This is a genomic window from Citrobacter amalonaticus (assembly GCF_001559075.2).
GTDB lineage: Bacteria > Pseudomonadota > Gammaproteobacteria > Enterobacterales > Enterobacteriaceae > Citrobacter_A > Citrobacter_A amalonaticus_F.
In genome coordinates this window covers 754,424-775,808 of the sequence record NZ_CP014015.2, presented here as the reverse complement: position 1 = coordinate 775,808, position 21,385 = coordinate 754,424, and the positions used below count along the sequence as shown (strand labels likewise).

Sequence of the window (21,385 nt, the reverse complement as noted above, 5' to 3'; positions counted from 1 at the left end):
AAGCGCTTAACCCAGAAATTTTTGTGCATAGGAATTGTTATTATGTCTGCATTTATTATAGCAATAGTGATAACAGTGTTTGCCGCGTGGTTAATTGTTAAAAATTATCAGCCGCAGACAGCCTTATTACTTGCGGGATTGGCATTACTGACCATTACAGTTATGTTTTATCCAGAAAATAGCATTCTTTACGAAAAAGCGAAATCAACAGGCTCTACCTGGCTGGATATCTTCAGCTTTGCAAAAGAATCATTGACCACACAGATAGCCGGTATCGGTTTAATTATCATGGCTGCGGGTGGATTTGCCAGTTATATGGATCACATTAAAGCCTCAAATGCGATGGTAAATATGTGTATTCGTCCATTACAAGTGCTCAAGGCACCTTATCTTATTCTTGCGTTAGGCTATATTTGCGCACAGTTGTTGCATGTGGCGATCTCCAGTGCCGCTGGGTTAGCGATGCTGTTACTGGTCACTTTTTTCCCTGTACTGGTGCGTCTGGGGGTGAGCAAAGCGTCTGCTGCGGCCATGATCGGTTTGTGCGCGTTTATGGATCTTGGGCCCGCTGTCGGTACGGCTAATCTGGCGGCAAAACATGCCGGGATGGAGAGCGCGATTTATTTTGCGCATTACCAGATGCCGGTGGCAGTGGTGGTTATGTTGACGGTGGCTGTCGTGATTTTCTTCACCGCCAAATATTTCGATAAAAAAGACGGTTTTGTTGCTGGACTTCAAGAGGTCGTTGAAGCAGAAGAGGAAGGGCGTAAAGTCCCGGCGCTTTACGCGTTACTCCCTGTTATACCCGTGGTACTTGTTCTGGTATTCAGCCCACTGGTGATCACATCGATCAAGATTGATGTCGTTACTGCAATGATACTGGGCGCTGTTATTGCATTTATCTTTGAACTGATTACCACTCGTGATTTCAAGGCCTGCTGTAAAGGTTTGCAGGTGTTCTTTAAAGGTATGGGCAGCATGTTTACCAGCATTGTCTCTCTGCTGGTCTGCGCGGATATTTATGCCCAGGGATTGCAGAAAATTGGTGCCGTGGATTATCTCTTACAATCGGTGCAAAACGCTGGATTAGGGTTCACCAGTATGACGCTGGTGATGACGATATTAGTGGGCATTACTGCCGTATTGACGGGATCCGGGGTTGCCGCATTTTTCTCCTTTTCTGGTCTGGCTCCGTCTATCGCGGCAAAGTTTGGTGAGAGTGCGGTCAATATGATCCTGCCAATGCAACTCATGGCAGGAATGGGGCGATCTATTTCGCCGGTTGCGGGCATTATTATTGCTGTTAGTAAAGCAGGCGAATGTTCACCTTTTATGATCGTCAGAAGAACATTGCTGCCAGCTTTGGCGGGTATCGCCGCAATGTTTGTTGCCTGCTTTATCTTGATCTGAATTCTCGTTCATAACAATGGATAGTAACGTGAGAGACGCTGTGTTGTATGTCCCGTTTACGGGCAAGTTGTTACTGGAATCTCCTCTACTGAATAAAGGAAGTAGTTTTACCAGGCAAGAACGAAATGATTTCAATCTCAATGGATTACTACCCAGTGCCATTGAAGATATTCATGAACAAGCTGAACGCGCATACCAGCAATATCAGGATGCAGAGTCAGATAGTGCGCGACATATCTATCTGAGAAACATCCAGGATACCAATGAGACGCTGTTTTACTATCTTCTGAAAACGCATCTTTCGGAAATGCTGCCAATTGTCTATACCCCAGAGGTTGGCGCCGCCTGCGAGAAATTTTCAGGTATTTATCGCCGGGCCAGAGGTGTGTTTATTTCATGGCCAGATCGCGAGCGTATTGACGACATTCTTCATGATATTTCGCGAAATGACGTCAATGTTATTGTGGTGACAGATGGAGAACGTATTTTAGGGCTGGGCGATCAGGGCGCCGGGGGAATGGGAATCCCCATTGGTAAACTGTCACTCTATACCGTTTGCGGTGGTGTGAATCCGGCGCAAACGCTGCCGATTATGCTGGATGTTGGAACCAACAATTCGAAATTGTTGGGCGATCCCCGCTATATTGGCTGGCGACATCCGCGCATTACTGGTGAGGAATATTTTGCCTTTGTCGACATGTTTATCGCGGCGGTAAAGCGCCGTTGGCCCAATGTGTTGCTGCAGTTTGAGGACTTTGCCCAGCATACGGCGGTTCCTTTGTTGTATCGATATCGTGATGCTCTGTGCTGTTTTAATGATGATATTCAGGGGACGGCATCGGTTGCATTAGCGACCATTCTGGCTGCGTGCCGTGGAAGTCATCGAGACTTTACACAACAGGTGGTCGTCATTGTCGGCGCCGGTGCGGCAGGTTGTGGTATTGCCCGCCATATTATTGCCTGCCGGGTTGCGGCTGGGATGAGCGTCGATGAGGCCAGTAAAAGCATTTTTATGGTAGATCGCGATGGTCTGATATTGACGACCAGTACTTCTCTGGCTGATTTTCAACGACCACTGGCGCAGTCTACGCAAAAGCTGACAGACTGGAAATACATAGGGGCAACACCTTCTTTATTAGAGGTGATTCGTAATGCAAAACCGACCATTCTGCTGGGGGTTTCTGGACAGGCAAGGTTGTTTACCGAAGAGGTCGTGCGCACGATGTATCATTATTGCGATCGCCCGGTCATCATGCCTCTGTCTAACCCCACTTCCAGAATGGAAGCCAGTCCAGAAGATATCGTTTACTGGACTGAAGGACAGGCGATCATTGCTACTGGCAGTCCTTGTGAGCCTGTTGAGTATGAAGGACACTCTGTTCCTGTCTCGCAGTGTAACAACGTCTATATTTTCCCTGCGATTGGACTGGGGTCAATTGCCTGTGGCGCCACAAGGATCACGGAAGCTATGTTGATGGCAGCGAGCCGTGCGCTTGCAGAGACGTCACCTCTGGTTTGCGAGGGGACCGGAGGTTTACTGCCTGAAATCAGCACGATATGTGATGTGACCCGTCAAATGGCTTTTGCGGTAGCGAAAGCCGCACAGCAGTCTGGCGTTGCGAATGTGATGAATGATGAAACGCTTTATCAGCGCATTGCAGAGCATTTCTGGTTACCACAGTATCGGCCTTATAAACGTCGGGCGATATAGTACACCTATAGTTGGGTATGGTTGCCATTACGAATAATGTGTATTATTTATGCAACTTATTCCTGGAGGCACCATGTCCGGCAAGCGCATTGCTCGCGAAAAACTGACGATTAAAAAGATGATCGCGCTGTACGAGAGCCTGTGTCCGCAGGCATCAGATGAGCCGGAACACTACGAAGCGCTGTTTGCCTATGCGCAAAAACGTCTGGATAAGTGCGTCTTTGGCGAGGAGAAACCGGCCTGTAAACAGTGTCCCGTGCACTGCTATCAGCCAGCGAAGCGTGAAGAGATGAAGCAGATCATGCGCTGGGCGGGGCCGAGAATGCTCTGGCGTCATCCAATCCTGACCGTTCGTCATCTTATCGACGATAAACGTCCCGTACCGGAACTGCCGGAAAAATATCAGCGCAAGAAGTAAGGCGTTAGTAAGCCCGATGAATATTACGTCATCGAGCGCCTGAGTTACGCTTTGGTGGCAATCAGAATTGCTGAGGCTTTAATCAGCGCGATAACGCGGCTGCCCTGGCTCAGTTTCATCTCTTGCTGACTCTCATTGGTGACGACTGCCACAATCTCAAATCCGGCATCGGTTTTGATGTGGACAGTGGCATTGACTGCACCTTCGGTGACCTGAGAAACGCGACCGGCGAACTGGTTGCGGGCTGAAAATTTCAGACCACAATCTTCTGTTGCCAGGGTGACCCACGGCGCTTTGATCAGCGCGATGGCGTCTTTGCCTTTCACCAGACCCAGCGCCTGCTGGCTGCTGTGGGTGACGATAGCGACCAGTTTTGCACCGCCTGCCAGCGTCAGCTCTACTTCGTCGTTGACTGCGCCTGTCGCGACTGCGCTAACCGTACCGGTCAATTGATTGCGTGCTGATACCGCCATGTTGCCTCCTTTTGTTTATGTTCCACAGAGTATAGCCGGAACGGCTTACACTAATGCATCCTTATCAATCCCTAAACGCTTCATGCGTGACAACAGCGTTGTACGCTTGAGTCCGAGGCGCTGTGCCGCCCCTTTCGGCCCTGCGACCACGCCGTTGGTTTCCTTCAGCACCCGCATGATGAGCTGATACTCGTCTTCCCCTTCCTGGGCGACTTCGGTCGCAACGGGCGGTTCGCCTGGCGAGAGCATGCCGATATCCGGCAGCGAGAGTTGCAGTACGCTTCCTCGCGTCAGCAGAACGGCACGTTCAACCACGTTCTCCAGTTCGCGCACGTTACCCGGCCACTCCATATTGCTGAGGATGCGCAGGGTTTCCGCCGGGATACTGTCGATGTTACGCCCCAGGCGGCGAGCGATTTTAAAGGTGAACGCTTTCACCAGCAGGGGGATATCTTCCGGGCGTTCGCGCAGCGGCGGAAGCTGGATCGGAAAAACGTTGAGACGGTAGTAGAGATCGCTACGAAACTCGCGATCCTCGACCATTTTTTTCAGGTCACGGTTGGTGGCGGCGATCAGACGCACGTCGGTCTGGATCAGTTTATTGCTGCCCAGACGCTCAAATTCCTGTTCCTGCAAGACGCGCAGGAGCTTAGGCTGTAATTCCAGCGGCATATCGCCCACTTCATCCAGGAACAAAGAACTTTTATCCGCCAGCTCAAAGCGGCCAATGCGCTGCGCACTGGCACCGGTGAAGGCACCGCGTTCGTGGCCGAACAGGTCACTTTCCAGCAGGCCCGCGGGCATCGCGGCGCAGTTCATCTTCACCATCCGGCGTGCATTACGCCCACTCAGATTGTGAATTGCGCGGGCAATCAGCTCTTTCCCGGTGCCGGTTTCACCGAGGATCAGCACGGTGCTGTCGCTCTGAGCCACCATCTCGACCTGCTTGAGCACGCTGTACATCGCATCGCTGCGCCCGATGATTTCACCAAACTCGCTGTCGACATTATTGAGCTGTTCGGTGAGCGCCAGGTTTTCATCCACCAGCCGCTCTTTCAGCCGATGGATTTCCTGATAGGCGAGGGCGTTATCGACGGCGATGGCGACGCGCCCGGCAATCTGGCGCAGCAGGTTCAGGTTGGCGGTGGTAAACACTTTTTCTTCACACTGCGCCAGCTTGAGCACGCCGAGCATGGTGTTGCCCGACATCAGCGGCAGCAGGCACAGCGTCTGAATCTGGTTGCCCCATGTATCGAACAGCATGCGTTCATAGGGGGCCAGCGCGTCCCGTTCGTTCAGGTTAATCAGCAGCATCTCTTTGCTTTTAAACACCCGTTCCGTCAGGGTGCCAGCTTCATCGACTTCGCTTTGTTCGTGTGCGGGATGATTTTCATCGAGGTAGTGAGTGGAGTAAATGCTGAGCTTATTTTTACGGTGGCTGCGCAGGACAATGCTGATGTCGTCGATATTGAAATAGTGATGGATCTCTTTGGCGACTTCGCTCACCAGCTCATCCATGTCGAGCCGGGAGAGAACGGCGTTAGTGATGGCGACCAGAATACGAAAGTTGTCGCGTTCGCGGCACAAGAGATCGTAATCGACGTTGTTCGTGACCCGGCACTGAATTTGCTCCGCCACCACGCCGACAATCTGGGTGAAGGTTTGCAGACGCTCGTACTCTTTTTCGCTCCAGGGACGATCGTCGTTGCGGATAAATTCGCAGCCGCCAAAAATGCGCCCGTCCGCCGCCAGCGGCAGCAGGCAGTAGTGGCCGAATGGCGCGTAAAGTCCGCCAGCGGCCAGTTGCGGCCAGGTTTCTGAAAATTCGTGATAATTGCAGTGCAGGGCATCGGGGCGAGAGAGGATACGGCGGACCGGGCCGTGGGCCAGCACGGTTTCATCTTCGTAGATGACGGGTTTGCCGTCATCGCGCGTGGCGTACCAGGACGCCCGCTGTGTCTGCGCTTGCCACAACACAATCGCCGCGCTGTCGGCAAGCGCCGAGCGCTTTACCAGTTGCGAAAGCGCCTCGCTTAGCGATTGCAGGTCGGGCTGCTGTAACAATGTGCGAGTGATGTCGAACAATCCTTGCTGCCCGAGATCGCTCATCGGTGTATACGACATATTGCTTTTCCAGGAAAGTACCGCTGCGCGGTGCAAAAGGTACATGAATTATAGGTATTCTTTTTAAACGTCTGCCGGATGGTGGCTACGCCTTATCCGGCCTACGGACAACGCGTTACCCGTAGGCCCGGTAAGCGTAGCGCCACCGGGCAATATAATCAGCAAATACGCGGCAGCGGTTCTGCATGCGGTAAATCCAGCGTGCGCTTCACGCCGTAAAGACCGGCCAGACGCACACCTTTACGTTCGACCACTTCGCCAATCAATGCCGCATCGCGCCCCAGCGGATGGGCATGCAACGCCGCCAACACCTGCCCGGCCGCCTGACGTTCAACGGCAATGACCAGCTTGCCTTCGTTTGCGAAGTTGAGCGCATCCAGACCCAGCAGTTCACATACTCCACGAACGGCAGGCTTCACGGGAAGTGTGGATTCGGACAGCTCAATGCCAAAACCGCAGGCGGCGGCAAACTCATGGGCGACTGCGTTCACGCCGCCACGCGTCGCGTCGCGCAGGGCTTTCACGCCGGGAATATCGCGCAACGACTGAATCAGCGGAGTTAATACCGCGCAGTCGCTGACCAGTTCGCCATCCAGTCCTAACTGTTCACGCAGATTAAGAATAGTGGCTCCGTGATCGCCCAGCGTGCCGCTGACCAGCAGCACGTCGCCCGCAGCCAGGGTCTGCGCCCCCCAGTGAATATTGGCCGGAATCGCCCCCATGCCCGCGGTGTTGATGAACAATTTATCCGCTGCGCCACGCTGAACAACTTTGGTATCGCCGGTCACGATCGCGATATTGGCCTCACGCGCGGTGGCGGCCATGCTGTTTACCACGCTTTTCAGCGTCTCCATTGGCAGCCCTTCTTCGAGGATAAAGCCGCAGGAGAGATAGCGAGGGATTGCGCCGCTGACGGCGACGTCATTGGCGGTGCCGCAGATCGCCAGTTTGCCGATGTTGCCGCCGGGGAAAAACAGCGGGTCAATGACGTAGCTGTCGGTAGAGAACGCCAGTCGATCGCCTTCAGCGACCAGTTGCGCCAGTTCCAGGCGCGCCTGATCTTCCTGCTCCGCCAGCCACGGGTTAGCGAAGGCTTCCATAAACAGACTGTTAATCAGTTGCTGCATGGCCTGACCGCCGCTGCCGTGGGCGAGTTGTACGCTGTTCATGCTTCACACTCCTGCTGACGATACTGATACCAGGCGGCGCATGCGCCTTCTGAAGAGACCATCAGTGCGCCGAAGGCGGTCTCTGGATTACAGGTCTTGCCAAACAACGGGCACTGATGCGGTTTACATTTCCCGGTCAGCACTTCGCCGCAGCGCGCGCGCGGGTCGTCGTAAACCTGCTGAGGTGCCGGGCGGAAATGCGCTTCGGCATCAAAACGCTGATAGTCAGGCGTCAAATGCACGCCGGACGATTCAATCACCCCCAGACCGCGCCACTCGCTGTCGCCGGTGACGCAAAATACGTCGGCAATAGCCTGTTGCGCTAACAGGTTGCCGGCGTCAGGCACCACGCGGCGGTACTGGTTCTCGACCTGGCTGTGGGCCGCTATTTTCTGCTCAACCAGCATCACGACGCCTTGCAGTAGATCAAGGGGTTCGAATCCAGCGACCACCAGCGGACGATGAAACTCGCTGGCGATAAAATGATAGGCGTCGGTACCGATCACCATGCTGACGTGGCCCGGCGCGAGGAACGCGTCAATACCGTTATCGGGCTGCTCCAGCAGACTGCGCAGGGTTGGAATGAGTGTGATGTGCTGACAGAAGAAGTAAAAATTCTGCACGTCGCGAAGTTTTGCCTGTTGCAGGGTAATGGCGGTCGTCGGCATGGTTGTTTCAAAGCCGAGACCGAAAAACACGACTTTACGCGTTGGGTTTTCCTGCGCCAGTTTGAGCGCATCCATCGGCGAGTAGACGATGCGAATATCCGCACCGCGCGCTTTCGCCTGCAACAGCGAGCCTTGTTTCCCCGGCACGCGCATGGCGTCGCCAAAGGTACAGAAAATCACCTCCGGATGGCTGGCAATTTCTACGCAGCTGTCGATACGTCCCATCGGCAGTACGCAGACCGGACAACCCGGGCCGTGGATAAACTCCACGTTATCAGGGAGCAACTGGTCGAGACCAAATTTGAAGATCGCGTGCGTATGGCCGCCGCAGACTTCCATAATGCGCAACGGACGTTCGGCGGTGTACGGCAGATGCGCGGCACGTTCACGCAGGTGTTCAATCAGTTGCATCACCTGTTCCGGCGCGCGGTATTCGTCAACAAAACGCATTATTTTTCCTCGCCATACAGCAAAGCGCCGACGTCCGGCTCAACATCAAACATGTTCTGGAGCGCATCGAGCGTGTCGCGCGCTTCGGCTTCGTTAATCACGCTCATGGCAAAACCGACGTGGACCAGTACCCACTGGCCCAGACGAGGTTCGCCGTGCTCATCACAACGGCCGACCAGCGTCAGATCGACGTCGCGCTGAATGCCGCAAACGTCGACTTTCGCCAGATTACCTTCAATGGTGCGGATTTGGCCGGGAACGCCTATGCACATCGCTGTGCCTCCAGCCAGTTCAGCCACTGATCCATCCCTTCGCCGCTGGTGGCGGAAATCAGGATGATCTCGATATCCGGATTAACTTCCCGGGCGCTGGCAATGCACTTCTCAACGTCGAAATTCAGGTACGGTAGCAGGTCGACTTTGTTGAGCAGCATCAGTGAGGCGGCGGCGAACATATGCGGGTATTTCAGCGGTTTGTCTTCGCCTTCGGTGACAGAAAGCACCGCCACTTTATGGCGTTCGCCGAGATCAAAACTCGCCGGGCAGACGAGATTGCCGACGTTTTCGATAAACAGAATGCCGCGGTCTTCCAGCGGCAGACGCGGCGCGGCATCGGCAATCATCTGCGCATCAAGGTGGCAGCCCTTACCGGTGTTGACCTGAATAGCCGGTGTGCCGGTAGCCCGAATGCGGGCGGCATCGTTAACCGTCTGCTGGTCGCCTTCAATGACGGCGCACGGCACGCTGTCTTTCAGCTTCATCAGCGTTTCGGTGAGCAGCGTTGTTTTACCGGAACCCGGGCTGGAGACGAGGTTGAGCACCAGTTGCTGGCGCGCGGCGAAGCGGGCGCGGTTACGTTCGGCCAGCCGGTTGTTCTTATCCAGTACGTCGATTTCCACTTCCAGCATACGCCGCTGGCTCATGCCTGGCGCATGGGTCCCGGCTTCACCGTGACCGTAGTGCAGATCGCCTTCTTCGGTCTGGCTCGGGGTGAATTCGGACGTTTTGATGCCGGTAATATTCAGCGCCGGGCGAGCTGCCGGGGCAAAAGGCGCGCTGCGAAACGCGGAATGAGGGTTATGCTCATCACCCTCTATATAAAGGTTGCCTTCAGCGCAACCGCATGTTGTACACATCGCTCACTCCTGATCTATTTCTATTCGTCGAATCTGTAATCCGTCATCGGCCACGATCTGCAACGTGTCGCTATTGCATTGCGGACAGCGGCGTACGCGTTGGGTCAGTAAGGTGACGTATTGCTGACAGGATTCACACCAGCATTCGGCTTCTTGTTCCTCGAGGTGCAGTTTACAACCTTCCGCAACGGTGCCACGGCATACCAGATCAAAACAAAAGGAGAGAGCGCTGGTTTCTACGCAAGAAAATGCGCCAATTTTGAGCCAGACCCCAGTTATCCGTTTTGCGCCGTGCGCGACGGCCTGTTGTTCGATCAATTCCAGTGCCCGCTGGCAAAGGGTAATTTCGTGCATATCGCCTCCCGATGTTATGGGCAGTGATAAGCAATAACTATGCCAGCCTGAAAGTTGGGGGCGTTTGTCGATGACGATGATGACGAAATGACATGTCATTTGGACGTCGACAGCCGTCATTTATTTCTAAATTCATGCAAAAACAAATGGTTAAAAACTGGCATGGAAAATGCTTATGGCAGGCTATCTCTGTTAAACGGATAACCTGACATGACTATTTGGGAAATAAGCGAAAAAGCCGAATACATCGCGCAGCGGCATCGTCGCCTACAGGACCAGTGGCATATTTACTGCAACTCGCTGGTTCAGGGGATCACCCTGTCGAAAGCGCGTCTGCACCATGCGATGAGCTGCGCGCCGGATAAAGATCTCTGTTTCGTACTGTTCGAACACTTTCGTATCACCGTCACGATGGCGGATGGCTTCAACAGCCACACCATCGAGTATTACGTCGAAACAAAAGATGGCGAAGATAAGCAACTGATTGCACAGGCACAGTTGAGCATTGACGGCAAAGTGGACGAGCGGGTCAGCAACCGTGAGCGTGAGCAGGTGCTGGAACACTATCTCGATAAAATCGCCAGCGTTTATGACCGACTGTATGCCGCTGTCGAAAGCGGGTCGCCGATCAATCTGAGCCAACTGGTGGCGAGACAAACCCCGGCGGCCTGACCACCGCGTTTTGCGTCGTGACGTCGTCTCATGGGTTGTCACGACGATTTAAGGGACAGACGTGTCGAACAGTGTCGAAAATGACATTTTATCGGCATGTTTTCGTCAAAAATGACTATCACCTGAGGAATGCCTGGTGAATCGTTTTGTAATTGCTGACTCCACGCTCTGTATCGGCTGCCACACCTGTGAGGCCGCCTGTTCAGAGACGCATCGCCAGCACGGCCTACAGTCTATGCCGCGCCTGAAAGTGATGCTGAATGAAAAAGAATCTGCGCCGCAGCTTTGCCACCACTGTGAAGATGCCCCCTGCGCCACCGTGTGTCCGGTTAACGCCATTAACCGGGTGGATGGCGCCGTACAGCTTAATGAAAGCCTGTGCGTAAGCTGCAAACTGTGCGGCATTGCCTGTCCGTTTGGCGCGATCGAATTTTCCGGCAGCCGTCCGCTGCATATCCCGGCCAACGCCAATACGTCGAAAGCGCCGCCTGCGCCACCGGCACCGGCTCGCGTCAGCACGCTGCTGGACTGGGTTCCGGGCGTGCGTGCCATCGCGGTGAAGTGCGATCTGTGCAGCTTCGATGAACAAGGCCCGGCCTGCGTGCGGATGTGTCCGACGAAAGCCCTGCATCTGGTGAACAACATGGATATCGCCCGCGCCAGTAAACGGAAACGTGAGCTGACTTTCAATACCGACTTCGGCGATCTCTCCTTGTTTCAGCAGGCTCAGAGTGGGGAGGCAAAATGAGCGCAATTTCACTGATCACCAGCGGCGTGGCCTGGTTTGCCGTCGCCGCCGTCCTGGCATTTCTGTTCTCTTTTCATAAAGCGCTGAGCGGCTGGGTCGCTGGCGTGGGCGGTGCGGTGGGTAGCTTGTGTACCGCCGCGGCGGGTTTCTCCGTGCTCATCAACGCTGTCGCGGTGCGCGGCATGATGCCGTTTATCGGTCACAGCGTGCAAATCACCCCGCTGAATGCCATCTGGTTGATTACGCTGGGGCTGTGTGGACTGTTCGTCAGTCTGTACAACATCGACTGGCATCGCCATCCGCAGGTGAAAGCTAACGGCCTGCTGCTGAATCTGCTGATGGCCGCGGCGGTGTGCGCGGTTGCCGCCAGCAATCTCGGCACGCTGGTGGTGATGGCGGAAATCATGGCGCTGTGTGCGGTGTTCCTGACCGGATGCAGCAAAGAAGGCAAGCTGTGGTTCGCGCTGGGGCGTCTCGGTACGCTGCTGCTGGCGATTGCCTGCTATCTGGTGTGGCAACGCTACGGCACGCTGGAGTTACGCCTGCTCGATCTGCGCACACAGGAACTGCCGCTGGGTTCTGACATCTGGCTGCTCGGCGTGGCGGGCTTTGGTCTGCTGGCCGGAATTATTCCGCTGCACGGATGGGTGCCGCAGGCACACGCGAACGCCAGCGCCCCGGCGGCGGCGCTGTTCTCCACCGTGGTGATGAAGGTCGGTCTGCTGGGCATTCTCTCGTTATCACTGATTGGCGGTAATGCGCCGCTGTGGTGGGGCGTGCTGCTTCTGGTACTCGGCATGATCACCGCGTTTGTCGGCGGTCTGTATGCGCTGATGGAGCACAATATTCAGCGCCTGCTGGCGTATCACACGCTGGAAAACATCGGCATTATCCTGCTCGGTCTCGGCGCAGGTGTGACCGGGATTGCTCTCAATCAACCGGCGCTGATTGCCCTTGGCCTGACCGGTGGTCTCTATCACCTGGTGAACCACAGCCTGTTCAAAAGCGTACTGTTTCTCGGTGCGGGCAGCATCTGGTTTCGTACCGGACATCGCGATATCGAAAAGCTGGGCGGCATCGGCAAACGCATGCCGGTTATTTCCATTGCGATGCTGGTGGGGCTGATGGCGATGGCTGCACTGCCGCCGCTGAACGGTTTTGCTGGCGAGTGGGTGATCTACCAGTCCTTCTTCAAACTGGGCAACAGCGGCGCGTTTATTGGTCGTCTGTTGGGGCCACTACTGGCGGTCGGACTGGCGATTACCGGTGCGCTGGCGGTGATGTGTATGGCGAAAGTGTATGGCGTTACCTTCCTCGGCGCGCCGCGCACGAAAGAGGCGGAAAACGCCTGCTGTGCGCCTCTCCTGATGGGCGTCAGCGTCGTGGCGCTGGCGATTTGCTGTGTACTCGGCGGGGTTGCCGCGCCGTGGCTGTTGCCGTTGCTGGCAACAGCCGTACCGCTGCCACTGGAAACCGCCAATACCACCGTATCGCAACCTATGATCACGCTGCTGCTGATCGCCTGTCCGCTGCTGCCGTTCATCATCATGGCGGTGTTTAAAGGCAACCGTCTGCCATCGCGTTCACGCGGGACGGCATGGGTCTGCGGTTACGACCACGAGCAGTCGATGGTCATTACCGCGCACGGTTTCGCGATGCCAGTGAAAGAAGCCTTTGCACCGGTTCTCAAACTGCGTAAGTGGCTCAACCCGGTAGCGTGGGTTCCGGGCTGGCAGAGCGCGGCGGTACCGGTGCTGTTCCGCCGCCTGGCGCTGATCGAACTGGCTGTGCTGGTGGTGATTGTGGTTTCACGAGGAGCCTGAGAATGAGTGTTTTATATCCGTTAATTCAGGCGCTGGTGTTATTTGCCGCTGCGCCGCTGCTATCCGGCGTGACCCGCGTGGCGCGTGCCCGTCTGCATAATCGTCGCGGTCCTGGCGTATTGCAGGAGTATCGCGACCTGATCAAACTGCTGGGCCGCCAGAGCGTCGCGCCAGCGGATGCCGGCTGGGTCTTTCGTCTGACGCCGTTTGTGATGGTGGGCGTTATGCTGACCATCGCCACCGCGCTGCCGGTGGTGACTGTGGGTTCACCGTTGCCGCAACTGGGCGATTTGATCACGTTGATTTATCTGTTCGCCATTACCCGTTTCTTCTTTTCCATTGCTGGTCTGGATACCGGTAGCCCGTTCACGGCGATCGGCGCCAGCCGCGAAGCGATGCTCGGCGTGCTGGTGGAGCCGATCCTGCTGCTGGGACTGTGGGTCGCCGCGCAGGTCGCGGGTTCCACCCATATCAGCAATATCACCGATACGATCTATCACTGGCCAGCAGCCCGCAGCATTCCGCTGATTTTGGCACTCTGCGCCTGTGCGTTCGCCACCTTTATCGAAATGGGCAAACTGCCGTTCGATCTGGCGGAAGCGGAGCAGGAGCTACAGGAAGGACCGCTGACCGAATACAGCGGCAGCGGTTTTGCGGTGCTGAAGTGGGGCATTAGCCTGAAACAGCTGGTGGTTCTGCAAATGTTTGTCGGCGTGTTCCTGCCGTGGGGACAGATGGAAACGTTCAGCGCAGGTGGACTGCTGCTGGCGCTGGTGATTGCCATCGTTAAGCTGCTTGTCGGCGTACTGGTGATTGCCCTGTTTGAAAACAGCATGGCGCGTCTGCGTTTTTGCGCCACTTCACGCGTGACCTGGGCCGGTTTTGGGTTTGCGTTTTTAGCGTTCGTCTCCTTGCTGGTGGCGTGATTTAAGAGAGTTTGAGCATGTCTGAAGAAAAATTAGGTCAACAATACCTTGCCGCACTGCACCAGGCGTTTCCTGGCGTGGTGCTGGACGAAGCCCGGCAGACCCGGGATCAGCTGACCATCACCGTGAAGGTCAACTATCTGCCGGAAGTGGTCGAATTCCTTTACTACAAGCAGGGCGGGTGGCTCTCCGTACTGTTCGGCAATGATGAACGCCAGTTGTGTGGTCACTACGCGGTGTACTACGTGCTGTCGATGGAGCAGGGCACCAAATGCTGGATTACCGTCCGTGTTGAAGTTGATGCCAATAAGCTGGAATTCCCGTCTGTCACCCCGCGCGTGCCAGCTGCCGTCTGGGGCGAGCGCGAAGTGCGCGACATGTACGGTCTGATCCCGGTCGGTCTGCCGGACGAACGCCGTCTGGTGCTGCCGGATGACTGGCCGGACGAACTCTATCCGTTGCGTAAAGACAGCATGGATTATCGTCAGCGCCCGGCACCGACCACCGATGCGGAAACCTACGAGTTCATCAACGAACTGGGTGACAAAAAAAATAACGTGGTGCCGATTGGCCCGCTGCACGTCACTTCGGATGAACCGGGACACTTCCGCCTGTTTGTTGATGGCGAAAATATTATCGACGCCGATTACCGCCTGTTCTATGTCCATCGCGGCATGGAAAAACTGGCGGAAACCCGGATGGGCTACAACGAAGTCACCTTCCTGTCGGATCGCGTTTGCGGGATCTGCGGCTTTGCCCACAGCACCGCGTATACCACCTCCGTGGAAAACGCGATGGGTATCGTGGTGCCGGAACGCGCGCAGATGATTCGCGCCATTCTGCTGGAGGTGGAGCGTTTGCACTCCCACCTGCTGAACCTCGGTCTGGCCTGTCACTTCACCGGTTTTGACTCCGGTTTTATGCAGTTCTTCCGCGTCCGCGAAACCTCCATGAAGATGGCGGAGATCCTGACCGGGGCGCGTAAGACCTACGGTCTGAACCTGATCGGCGGGATTCGTCGCGATCTGCTGAAAGAGGACATGATCCAGACCCGCCAACTGGCGCAACAGATGCGTCGCGACGTGCAGGAACTGGTGGATATGCTGCTCAGTACGCCGAATATGGAACAGCGTACCGTGGGAATCGGTCGTCTGGATCCAGAGATTGCGCGTGATTTCAGTAACGTTGGGCCGATGGTTCGCGCCAGCGGTCACGCCCGTGACACCCGCGCCGATCACCCGTTTGTCGGTTACGGTCTGCTGCCGATGACGGTTCACAGCGAACAGGGCTGCGACGTGATCTCGCGTCTGAAAGTGCGTATCAACGAAGTGTACACCGCGCTGAATATGATCGACTTCGGTCTGGACAACCTGCCAGGCGGTCCGCTGATGGTGGAAGGCTTCACCTACATTCCGCATCGCTTTGCGCTGGGCTTCTCCGAAGCGCCGCGCGGTGACGATATTCACTGGAGCATGACCGGCGACAACCAGAAGCTGTACCGCTGGCGCTGCCGTGCGGCGACGTATGCCAACTGGCCAACCCTGCGTTACATGCTGCGCGGCAACACCGTTTCTGATGCACCGCTGATTATCGGTAGCCTTGACCCTTGCTACTCCTGTACTGACCGCATGACCGTGGTGGATGTGCGTAAGAAGAAGAGCAAAGTCGTGCCATACAAAGAACTTGAGCGCTACAGCATTGAGCGTAAAAACTCGCCGCTGAAATAAGGAATCGCCATGTTTACCTTTATCAAAAAAGTCATCAAAACCGGCGCGCCGACTTCGTCTTATCCGCTGGAGCCGATTGCGGTTGATAAAAACTTCCGCGGTAAGCCGGAGCACAACCCGCAGCAGTGCATTGGATGTGCGGCCTGCGTGAATGCCTGCCCGTCGAATGCGTTGACGGTGGAAACCGATCTGGCCAGCGGCGAACTGGCCTGGCAGTTCAACCTCGGACGCTGCATTTTCTGCGCCCGCTGTGAAGAAGTGTGTCCGACGGCGGCGATCAAGCTTTCGCAGGAGTATGAACTGGCGGTGTGGAAGAAAGAGGATTTCCTCCAGCAGTCTCGTTTTGCGCTGTGCAACTGCCGCGTCTGCCATCGTCCTTTCGCTGTCCAGAAAGAGATTGATTACGCCATTGCGCTGCTTAAGCACAACGGCGACAGCCGCGCGGAGCATCACCGCGAAAGCTTTGAGACCTGCCCGGACTGCAAACGTCAGAAATGCCTGGTGCCGTCCGACCGAATTGAACTGACTCGCCATATGAAAGAGGCCAGCTGATGAGCCATTTATTAGGTCCGCGTGACGCGAACGGTATTCCGGTACCGATGACGGTGGATGAGTCCATCGCCAGCATGAAGGCGTCATTACTGAAAAACATCAAGCGTTCAGCCTATGTTTACCGCGTGGACTGCGGCGGCTGTAACGGCTGTGAAATTGAAATTTTCGCGACCTTATCACCGTTGTTCGACGCTGAACGCTTCGGTATCAAAGTCGTACCGTCACCGCGTCATGCGGACATTCTGCTATTCACCGGCGCGGTTACCCGTGCAATGCGCTCCCCGGCGCTGCGTGCCTGGCAGTCTGCGCCCGATCCGAAAATCTGTATCTCTTACGGTGCCTGCGGCAACAGCGGCGGTATCTTCCATGACCTGTACTGCGTCTGGGGCGGCACCGACAAAATTGTGCCGGTGGATGTGTATATTCCGGGATGCCCGCCGACGCCTGCGGCAACGCTGTACGGTTTTGCGATGGCGTTGGGCCTGCTGGAGCAGAAAATTCACGCTCGTGCGCCAGGCGAACTGGACGATCAACCAGCGGAAATTCTGCATCCGGACATGGTTCAGCCGCTACGCGTGAAGGTCGATCGCGAGGCGCGTCGACTGGCCGGTTATCGCTATGGACGTCAGATTGCGGATGATTATCTGCGCCAGCTCGGTCAGGGTGAACATCAGGTGGCGCGCTGGCTGGAAGCGGAAAGCGATCCGCGCCTGACCGAGATCGTCACGCACCTGAATCAGGTTGTTGAAGAGGCGCGTATCCGATGAGTGAAACGGTGGTGTTCAGTCAACTGAGCCGTAAGTTTATTGATGAGAACGATGCGACGCCCGCAGAGGCGCAGCAGGTTGTCTATTACAGCCTGGCGATTGGTCACCATCTTGGGATCATCGACTGCCTGGAAGCCGCGCTGAGCTGTCCGTGGGAGGCATATCTGGCGTGGATTGCCACGCTGGAAGAGGGCAGCGAGGCCCGTCGGAAGATGGAAGGGGTGCCGAAATACGGCGAGATCGTCATCGATTTTAACCATGTGCAAATGCTGGCGCACGCGTTCGATCGTGCGCTTGCGGTGCAGACCCCGGAGCAGCAGGCATGGAGTAAACAGATGCTCAGCATGCTGCATGATATTCATCAGGAGAGCGCTATTTACCTGATGGTAAGGAGACACCGTGACTGACGTTTTATTGTGTGTTGGCAACAGCATGATGGGGGATGACGGCGCGGGTCCGCTGCTGGCAGAAAAATGCGCGGCGCAGGCGAAAGGCAACTGGGTGGTCATCGACGGAGGCAGTGCGCCGGAAAATGACATCGTGGCCATTCGCGAACTGCGCCCGGATCGTCTGCTGATCGTGGATGCCACCGACATGGGGTTGAATCCCGGCGAGATCCGCATTATCGATCCTGACGATATCGCCGAGATGTTCATGATGACGACCCACAATATGCCGCTGAATTATCTGGTTGATCAGCTTAAAGAAGACGTCGGCGAGGTGATCTTCCTCGGGATTCAGCCAGATATCGTCGGATTCTATTATCCCATGACTCAGCCAGTTAAGGATGCCGTCGACACCGTTTACCAGCGTCTCGACGGCTGGGAGGGCCACGGCGGCTTCGCGGAATTAGACGCGTCGTGATATTCATGCCGGATGACCGTCTGACCTCATCCGGCCTGTTCTTCTCTCACCTGTTCGATCACTAATTTCCCCTGCATTACCGCCACATTGACAATGGTGCCGGTCGGGAAACCCGCCTGTTCCAGCCAGTCGCCATTAATGGTTAACGACGCATGCCGGCTATAGCGGCGCGTATTGCCGGTTTTCGGATCTTCATGGCGCTTTCTGACATAGCTCACCTTTAAACGACGAAACGGCCTGATGATAGCGACTTCCGGACTGCCAGCCTCAATAGTCATAAACGATTCCTTGTTACCCACGAGTAGATGAAAATACCTGTATAAAATACCAGTAAAAAAGGGAAGGGGCAAAACGGAAACTGGAAGGGAGATAGCGGAAACGGAATGCAAATGATGTAACGAGGGAAGGGAGGGCCGGACAGCGCGAGCGCCATCCGACATCCTGTTTACGCCAGATCCTGGCCGTTGCTGGCGATCACTTTTTTGTACCACCAGAACGATTTTTTACGGGTTCGCGCAAGCGTACCGTTGCCGGTATCATCGCGATCGACGTAGACGAACCCATACCGTTTGCTCATCTCACCCGTCGACGCGGCCACCAGATCAATACAGCCCCAGGTGGTGTAACCCATCAGCGGCACGCCGTCCTCAATGGCGTCAGCCATCGCCAGGATGTGTTCGCGCAAATAGCGAATACGGTAATCGTCATTAATGTGGCCATCGGCATCGATTTCATCTTTTGCCCCGAGACCGTTTTCCACCAGGAACAGCGGTTTCTGGTAGCGGTCGTACATCATATTCATCGTGATGCGCAGTCCAAGCGGGTCGATTCCCCAGCCCCAGTCGCTGACCTGGATGTGCGGGTTGCGCATTGACTTCACCACGTTCGCGGCGCTGCTGTTCTTTGTGTTCATCTCCGCCGACGCGCAGCGCGACGTGTAATAGCTGAAGGAGACAAAATCGACAGTGTTTTTCAGGATTGCATCATCTTCCGGGGCTTTCTCAATCACCACGCCTTTCTCGCGAAACACACGGGCAGAGTAGGCCGGATACGCGCCGCGCGCCTGTACGTCAATGAAGAACAGGTTTTCCCGATCTTTTTCCAGCGCTGTCCAGACATCTTCCGGTTTGCAGGAGTACGGATAAAAATTACCACCCGCCAGCATGCAGCCCACCTGGTTCTGCGGGTTGATCTCATGGGCGATTTTCGTCGCCAGCGCGCTGGCAATCAGCTCATGGTGCGCGGCCTGATATTTCACCTGATCCTGATTTTCCCCCTCTTCAAACACCAGCCCCGCGCCGGAGAACGGGCTGTGCAGCATGATGTTGATTTCATTGAAGGTCAGCCAGTATTTCACCAGGCCGTCAAAGGCTTCAAAACAGGTACGCGCATAGCGGGTGAAAAACTCCACCATCTTGCGATTACGCCAGGAGCCGTATTCGGTAACCAGATGCATGGGCACGTCGAAGTGGCACAGTGTCACCAGCGGTTCAATACCGTACTTTTTGCACTCGGCAAACACCGCGCGATAGAAGGCTATGCCTTCCTCGTTAGGCGTCAGTTCGTCGCCGTTGGGATAAATACGGCTCCAGGCAATCGAGGTGCGAAAGACGGTGAAGCCCATTTCCGCCATCAGGGCGATATCGTCCTTATAGCGATGGTAAAAATCGATCGCCTGATGGCTGGGATAAAATTCGTCATTCCGCAGTTGGAAACGTTTCTCCTGTCCCAGTTTGACCGGCATACGATGCTCGCCGTGCGGGATCATATCGACAGTGGTCAGCCCTTTGCCGCCCTCCCGGTATGCGCCTTCAGCCTGGTTGGCGGCCAGTGCGCCGCCCCATAAAAATCCTTGCGGAAATACAGCCATAATAAACCTCAGTGAATAACAGTCAGACGCTGGCGCCTTTTACCGTAGATGGTTGTGCAGCCTGGTTTTTTCGTGCCTGTGCGGCAGCATCCTCGACGGGAATATCCTCAAAGCCCAGCAGCAGCGTCAGAACAAACGACAACACCACCGCCAGCGCCATGACGCCGAACACCCAGACAATGGTCATGGGATTGGCCGGGTCGAAGAACTGAACGCTGGTAAACAGGCCCGGCGCCGCCATTGAGTGGCTGGCGAGTCCGGCCATTCCGGCGACGGCACCACAGATGAAGCCGCTGATCAGGCTGGCGATCAGCGGACGTTTCAGGCGTACCGCCACACCGTAGAGCGCGGGTTCCGAAATCCCCGCCATGATGGCCGAGGCCGCCGCTGCCAGCGCAGTCTGGCGCAGTTCCGGGTTTTTCGTTTTCCAGGCTACCGCCAGCGAGGAGCCGCCGAGCGACAGGTTGGCACCAATTTCGGACGGCATGACCATCCCTTCTTTGCCCGTTTCGGCAATGGTCTGAATGATGGTTGGCGTAAAGACGCGGTGCATCCCGGTCATCACCAGCAGCGGCCACAGCGCGCCCATAATGGCAACAGACAGCCAGCCGAGATAACCGTGAATGGTATAGACCAGCGCGGAAATCGCGCTACCGATCCAGATGCCAATCGGCCCAATCAGGACGATGGCCAGCGGTGCGGCGATCAGCACGATCAGCATCGGTTTCAGGAAGTTTTTGGTGACCGCAGGCGTAATGCGATCCACCCAGCGTTCGATGTACGACAGACACCAGGTCATGACCAGCGCCGGAATAACCGTATAGGTGTATTTCACCGCGGTGACCGGAATCAGCGCGAATTCAACGTGTTCGCCCTGTGCCGCTTTCGCCATCAGGTCGATAAAGCTTGGATGCACCAGCACCCCGGCAATGGCGATCGCCAGCGACATGTTGGTTTTAAACTTAATCGCCGCCGAGGCCGCCACCATTAACGGCAGGAAGAAGAAGGCGCCATCGCCGATCACAGTCAGGATCGTTAACGTGGAGGAGCCTTTTTCCAGCACCCCGGTCATTTCAAGGATCATTGCCAACAGTTTGAGCATCGATCCGCCGATAATCGCCGGGATCAGCGGCGACATGGTGCCGATCAGCGCATCGAGGATCCCCGCGCCAATGCGTCTGAGCGTCAGCCTGGGTTTGCCAACGGGCTCGGCGGGTTGCATATCGCCCGGCAGCAGGTTGACGACTTCACGATACGCCTGGGAGACGGTATTGCCGATGATCACCTGGCACTGGTTGTCGTTGCGAACGACGCCGAGTACGCCGCTGAGGGTTTTGAGTGTGGCACTGTCGACCCGCGTGTCATCTTTCACAACGAAACGCAGACGCGTCATGCAGTGTGTCACTGCGGTGATGTTGTCGACGCCGCCCAGAGCCGTCACCACGGAGCGCGCCAGCGCTGCATAATTCTTGGACATAGGATTTTTATCCTGTTTTATCAGTAGGGTACGTTTTATTTTTGCCG

22 protein-coding genes are annotated in these 21,385 nt (G+C 55.8%); 12 read left to right on the top strand and 10 right to left on the bottom strand.

Annotated elements, in window-relative coordinates:
- Positions 1 to 42: 42 nt before the first annotated feature.
- The 3 genes from dcuC (at position 43) to AL479_RS03725 (ending at position 3,539) form a co-directional block, all read left to right on the top strand.
- Complete coding sequence (dcuC, locus tag AL479_RS03735; protein ID WP_061075099.1) at positions 43 to 1,410, top strand: C4-dicarboxylate transporter DcuC; 1,368 nt, start codon at positions 43 to 45, stop codon at positions 1,408 to 1,410.
- Positions 1,411 to 1,426: 16 nt separating this feature from the next.
- Complete coding sequence (locus AL479_RS03730) at positions 1,427 to 3,121, top strand: NAD-dependent malic enzyme (RefSeq protein WP_061075098.1); 1,695 nt, start codon at positions 1,427 to 1,429, stop codon at positions 3,119 to 3,121.
- A 73-nt stretch (positions 3,122 to 3,194) separates the two neighbouring features.
- Positions 3,195 to 3,539, top strand: coding sequence for a nitrous oxide-stimulated promoter family protein (locus AL479_RS03725; RefSeq protein ID WP_061075097.1), 345 nt, complete (start codon positions 3,195 to 3,197; stop codon positions 3,537 to 3,539).
- A gap of 44 nt (positions 3,540 to 3,583) precedes the next feature.
- On the opposite strand, the gene AL479_RS03720 is transcribed toward AL479_RS03725, so the two are convergent.
- The 7 genes from AL479_RS03720 to hypA all read right to left on the bottom strand — a co-directional run bounded on the left by AL479_RS03720 (position 3,584) and on the right by hypA (position 9,912).
- Positions 3,584 to 4,012, bottom strand: a complete 429-nt coding sequence (locus AL479_RS03720; protein WP_061075096.1) for a TOBE domain-containing protein — start codon at positions 4,010 to 4,012, stop codon at positions 3,584 to 3,586.
- 45 nt (positions 4,013 to 4,057) lie between these two features.
- Positions 4,058 to 6,136 carry a formate hydrogenlyase transcriptional activator FlhA gene (gene flhA / locus AL479_RS03715; RefSeq protein ID WP_061075095.1) on the bottom strand — a complete coding sequence of 693 codons (2,079 nt, stop codon included), beginning with the start codon at positions 6,134 to 6,136 and terminating at the stop codon, positions 4,058 to 4,060.
- A gap of 158 nt (positions 6,137 to 6,294) precedes the next feature.
- Positions 6,295 to 7,305 (bottom strand): hydrogenase maturation carbamoyl dehydratase HypE, encoded by a 1,011-nt coding sequence (gene hypE / locus AL479_RS03710; protein WP_061075094.1) that lies wholly within the window; start codon positions 7,303 to 7,305, stop codon positions 6,295 to 6,297.
- Positions 7,302 to 8,423: a hydrogenase formation protein HypD gene (gene hypD / locus AL479_RS03705; RefSeq protein ID WP_061075093.1), complete on the bottom strand. Its 1,122-nt coding sequence runs from the start codon at positions 8,421 to 8,423 to the stop codon at positions 7,302 to 7,304. The genes hypE and hypD overlap by 4 nt, the downstream gene beginning before the upstream one ends.
- Positions 8,423 to 8,695 (bottom strand): HypC/HybG/HupF family hydrogenase formation chaperone, encoded by a 273-nt coding sequence (locus AL479_RS03700; RefSeq protein ID WP_061075092.1) that lies wholly within the window; start codon positions 8,693 to 8,695, stop codon positions 8,423 to 8,425. The genes hypD and AL479_RS03700 overlap by 1 nt, the downstream gene beginning before the upstream one ends.
- Positions 8,686 to 9,558: a hydrogenase nickel incorporation protein HypB gene (gene hypB, locus AL479_RS03695; RefSeq protein ID WP_061075091.1), complete on the bottom strand. Its 873-nt coding sequence runs from the start codon at positions 9,556 to 9,558 to the stop codon at positions 8,686 to 8,688. The genes AL479_RS03700 and hypB overlap by 10 nt, the downstream gene beginning before the upstream one ends.
- 3 nt (positions 9,559 to 9,561) lie before the next feature.
- Positions 9,562 to 9,912 (bottom strand): hydrogenase maturation nickel metallochaperone HypA, encoded by a 351-nt coding sequence (gene hypA / locus AL479_RS03690; protein WP_042322631.1) that lies wholly within the window; start codon positions 9,910 to 9,912, stop codon positions 9,562 to 9,564.
- Between the two features lie 210 nt (positions 9,913 to 10,122).
- Between hypA and hycA the strand changes: the two genes are divergently transcribed.
- From hycA to hycI, 9 genes are all read left to right on the top strand, one after another.
- A complete protein-coding gene (hycA, locus tag AL479_RS03685; RefSeq protein WP_061075090.1) occupies positions 10,123 to 10,584 on the top strand; it encodes a formate hydrogenlyase regulator HycA in 462 nt (153 codons plus the stop codon).
- A 136-nt stretch (positions 10,585 to 10,720) separates the two neighbouring features.
- The gene (hycB, locus tag AL479_RS03680; protein WP_061075089.1) at positions 10,721 to 11,332 is read left to right on the top strand and encodes a formate hydrogenlyase subunit HycB; all 612 of its coding nucleotides are present in this window, start codon (positions 10,721 to 10,723) and stop codon (positions 11,330 to 11,332) included.
- A complete protein-coding gene (hycC, locus tag AL479_RS03675; protein WP_061075088.1) occupies positions 11,329 to 13,155 on the top strand; it encodes a formate hydrogenlyase subunit 3 in 1,827 nt (608 codons plus the stop codon). The genes hycB and hycC overlap by 4 nt, the downstream gene beginning before the upstream one ends.
- A 2-nt stretch (positions 13,156 to 13,157) precedes the next feature.
- A complete protein-coding gene (locus AL479_RS03670; RefSeq protein ID WP_061075087.1) occupies positions 13,158 to 14,081 on the top strand; it encodes a respiratory chain complex I subunit 1 family protein in 924 nt (307 codons plus the stop codon).
- A 17-nt stretch (positions 14,082 to 14,098) separates the two neighbouring features.
- The gene (gene hycE / locus AL479_RS03665; RefSeq protein WP_061075086.1) at positions 14,099 to 15,808 is read left to right on the top strand and encodes a formate hydrogenlyase subunit HycE; all 1,710 of its coding nucleotides are present in this window, start codon (positions 14,099 to 14,101) and stop codon (positions 15,806 to 15,808) included.
- Positions 15,809 to 15,817: 9 nt separating this feature from the next.
- Positions 15,818 to 16,360, top strand: a complete 543-nt coding sequence (gene hycF / locus AL479_RS03660; protein WP_044255059.1) for a formate hydrogenlyase subunit HycF — start codon at positions 15,818 to 15,820, stop codon at positions 16,358 to 16,360.
- A complete protein-coding gene (hycG, locus tag AL479_RS03655) occupies positions 16,360 to 17,127 on the top strand; it encodes a formate hydrogenlyase subunit HycG (protein ID WP_042999592.1) in 768 nt (255 codons plus the stop codon). Before hycF ends, hycG begins: the two co-directional genes overlap by 1 nt.
- Positions 17,124 to 17,534: a formate hydrogenlyase maturation HycH family protein gene (locus AL479_RS03650; protein WP_061075085.1), complete on the top strand. Its 411-nt coding sequence runs from the start codon at positions 17,124 to 17,126 to the stop codon at positions 17,532 to 17,534. The genes hycG and AL479_RS03650 overlap by 4 nt, the downstream gene beginning before the upstream one ends.
- Entirely contained in the window at positions 17,527 to 17,991 is a 465-nt protein-coding gene (gene hycI, locus AL479_RS03645; protein ID WP_061075084.1) for a hydrogenase maturation peptidase HycI, read from the top strand. Before AL479_RS03650 ends, hycI begins: the two co-directional genes overlap by 8 nt.
- A 26-nt stretch (positions 17,992 to 18,017) precedes the next feature.
- Here hycI and AL479_RS03640 read toward each other — a convergent pair whose 3' ends face one another.
- From AL479_RS03640 to ascF, 3 genes are all read right to left on the bottom strand, one after another.
- A complete protein-coding gene (locus tag AL479_RS03640) occupies positions 18,018 to 18,269 on the bottom strand; it encodes a SymE family type I addiction module toxin (protein WP_061075083.1) in 252 nt (83 codons plus the stop codon).
- Positions 18,270 to 18,436: 167 nt separating this feature from the next.
- Positions 18,437 to 19,861, bottom strand: a complete 1,425-nt coding sequence (locus tag AL479_RS03635) for a 6-phospho-beta-glucosidase (protein ID WP_061075082.1) — start codon at positions 19,859 to 19,861, stop codon at positions 18,437 to 18,439.
- Positions 19,862 to 19,883: 22 nt separating this feature from the next.
- Positions 19,884 to 21,338: a PTS cellobiose/arbutin/salicin transporter subunit IIBC gene (gene ascF / locus AL479_RS03630; protein ID WP_061075081.1), complete on the bottom strand. Its 1,455-nt coding sequence runs from the start codon at positions 21,336 to 21,338 to the stop codon at positions 19,884 to 19,886.
- Between the last annotated feature and the right edge of the window lie 47 nt (positions 21,339 to 21,385).

Excerpts from the sequence above, each read along its gene's own strand:
- flhA (WP_061075095.1), bottom strand. The coding sequence starts at position 6,136 with ATGTCGTATACACCGATGAGCGATCTCGGGCAGCAAGGATTGTTCGAC.
- hycC (WP_061075088.1), top strand. The coding sequence starts at position 11,329 with ATGAGCGCAATTTCACTGATCACCAGCGGCGTGGCCTGGTTTGCCGTC.
- AL479_RS03730 (WP_061075098.1), top strand. The coding sequence starts at position 1,427 with ATGGATAGTAACGTGAGAGACGCTGTGTTGTATGTCCCGTTTACGGGC.
- AL479_RS03700 (WP_061075092.1), bottom strand. The coding sequence starts at position 8,695 with ATGTGCATAGGCGTTCCCGGCCAAATCCGCACCATTGAAGGTAATCTG.
- hypB (WP_061075091.1), bottom strand. The coding sequence starts at position 9,558 with ATGTGTACAACATGCGGTTGCGCTGAAGGCAACCTTTATATAGAGGGT.
- AL479_RS03720 (WP_061075096.1), bottom strand. The coding sequence starts at position 4,012 with ATGGCGGTATCAGCACGCAATCAATTGACCGGTACGGTTAGCGCAGTC.
- hypE (WP_061075094.1), bottom strand. The coding sequence starts at position 7,305 with ATGAACAGCGTACAACTCGCCCACGGCAGCGGCGGTCAGGCCATGCAG.
- AL479_RS03635 (WP_061075082.1), bottom strand. The coding sequence starts at position 19,861 with ATGGCTGTATTTCCGCAAGGATTTTTATGGGGCGGCGCACTGGCCGCC.
- hycA (WP_061075090.1), top strand. The coding sequence starts at position 10,123 with ATGACTATTTGGGAAATAAGCGAAAAAGCCGAATACATCGCGCAGCGG.
- hycE (WP_061075086.1), top strand. The coding sequence starts at position 14,099 with ATGTCTGAAGAAAAATTAGGTCAACAATACCTTGCCGCACTGCACCAG.
- hypA (WP_042322631.1), bottom strand. The coding sequence starts at position 9,912 with ATGCACGAAATTACCCTTTGCCAGCGGGCACTGGAATTGATCGAACAA.
- ascF (WP_061075081.1), bottom strand. The coding sequence starts at position 21,338 with ATGTCCAAGAATTATGCAGCGCTGGCGCGCTCCGTGGTGACGGCTCTG.
- dcuC (WP_061075099.1), top strand. The coding sequence starts at position 43 with ATGTCTGCATTTATTATAGCAATAGTGATAACAGTGTTTGCCGCGTGG.
- AL479_RS03670 (WP_061075087.1), top strand. The coding sequence starts at position 13,158 with ATGAGTGTTTTATATCCGTTAATTCAGGCGCTGGTGTTATTTGCCGCT.
- AL479_RS03650 (WP_061075085.1), top strand. The coding sequence starts at position 17,124 with ATGAGTGAAACGGTGGTGTTCAGTCAACTGAGCCGTAAGTTTATTGAT.
- hycG (WP_042999592.1), top strand. The coding sequence starts at position 16,360 with ATGAGCCATTTATTAGGTCCGCGTGACGCGAACGGTATTCCGGTACCG.
- hypD (WP_061075093.1), bottom strand. The coding sequence starts at position 8,423 with ATGCGTTTTGTTGACGAATACCGCGCGCCGGAACAGGTGATGCAACTG.
- AL479_RS03640 (WP_061075083.1), bottom strand. The coding sequence starts at position 18,269 with ATGACTATTGAGGCTGGCAGTCCGGAAGTCGCTATCATCAGGCCGTTT.
- hycF (WP_044255059.1), top strand. The coding sequence starts at position 15,818 with ATGTTTACCTTTATCAAAAAAGTCATCAAAACCGGCGCGCCGACTTCG.
- AL479_RS03725 (WP_061075097.1), top strand. The coding sequence starts at position 3,195 with ATGTCCGGCAAGCGCATTGCTCGCGAAAAACTGACGATTAAAAAGATG.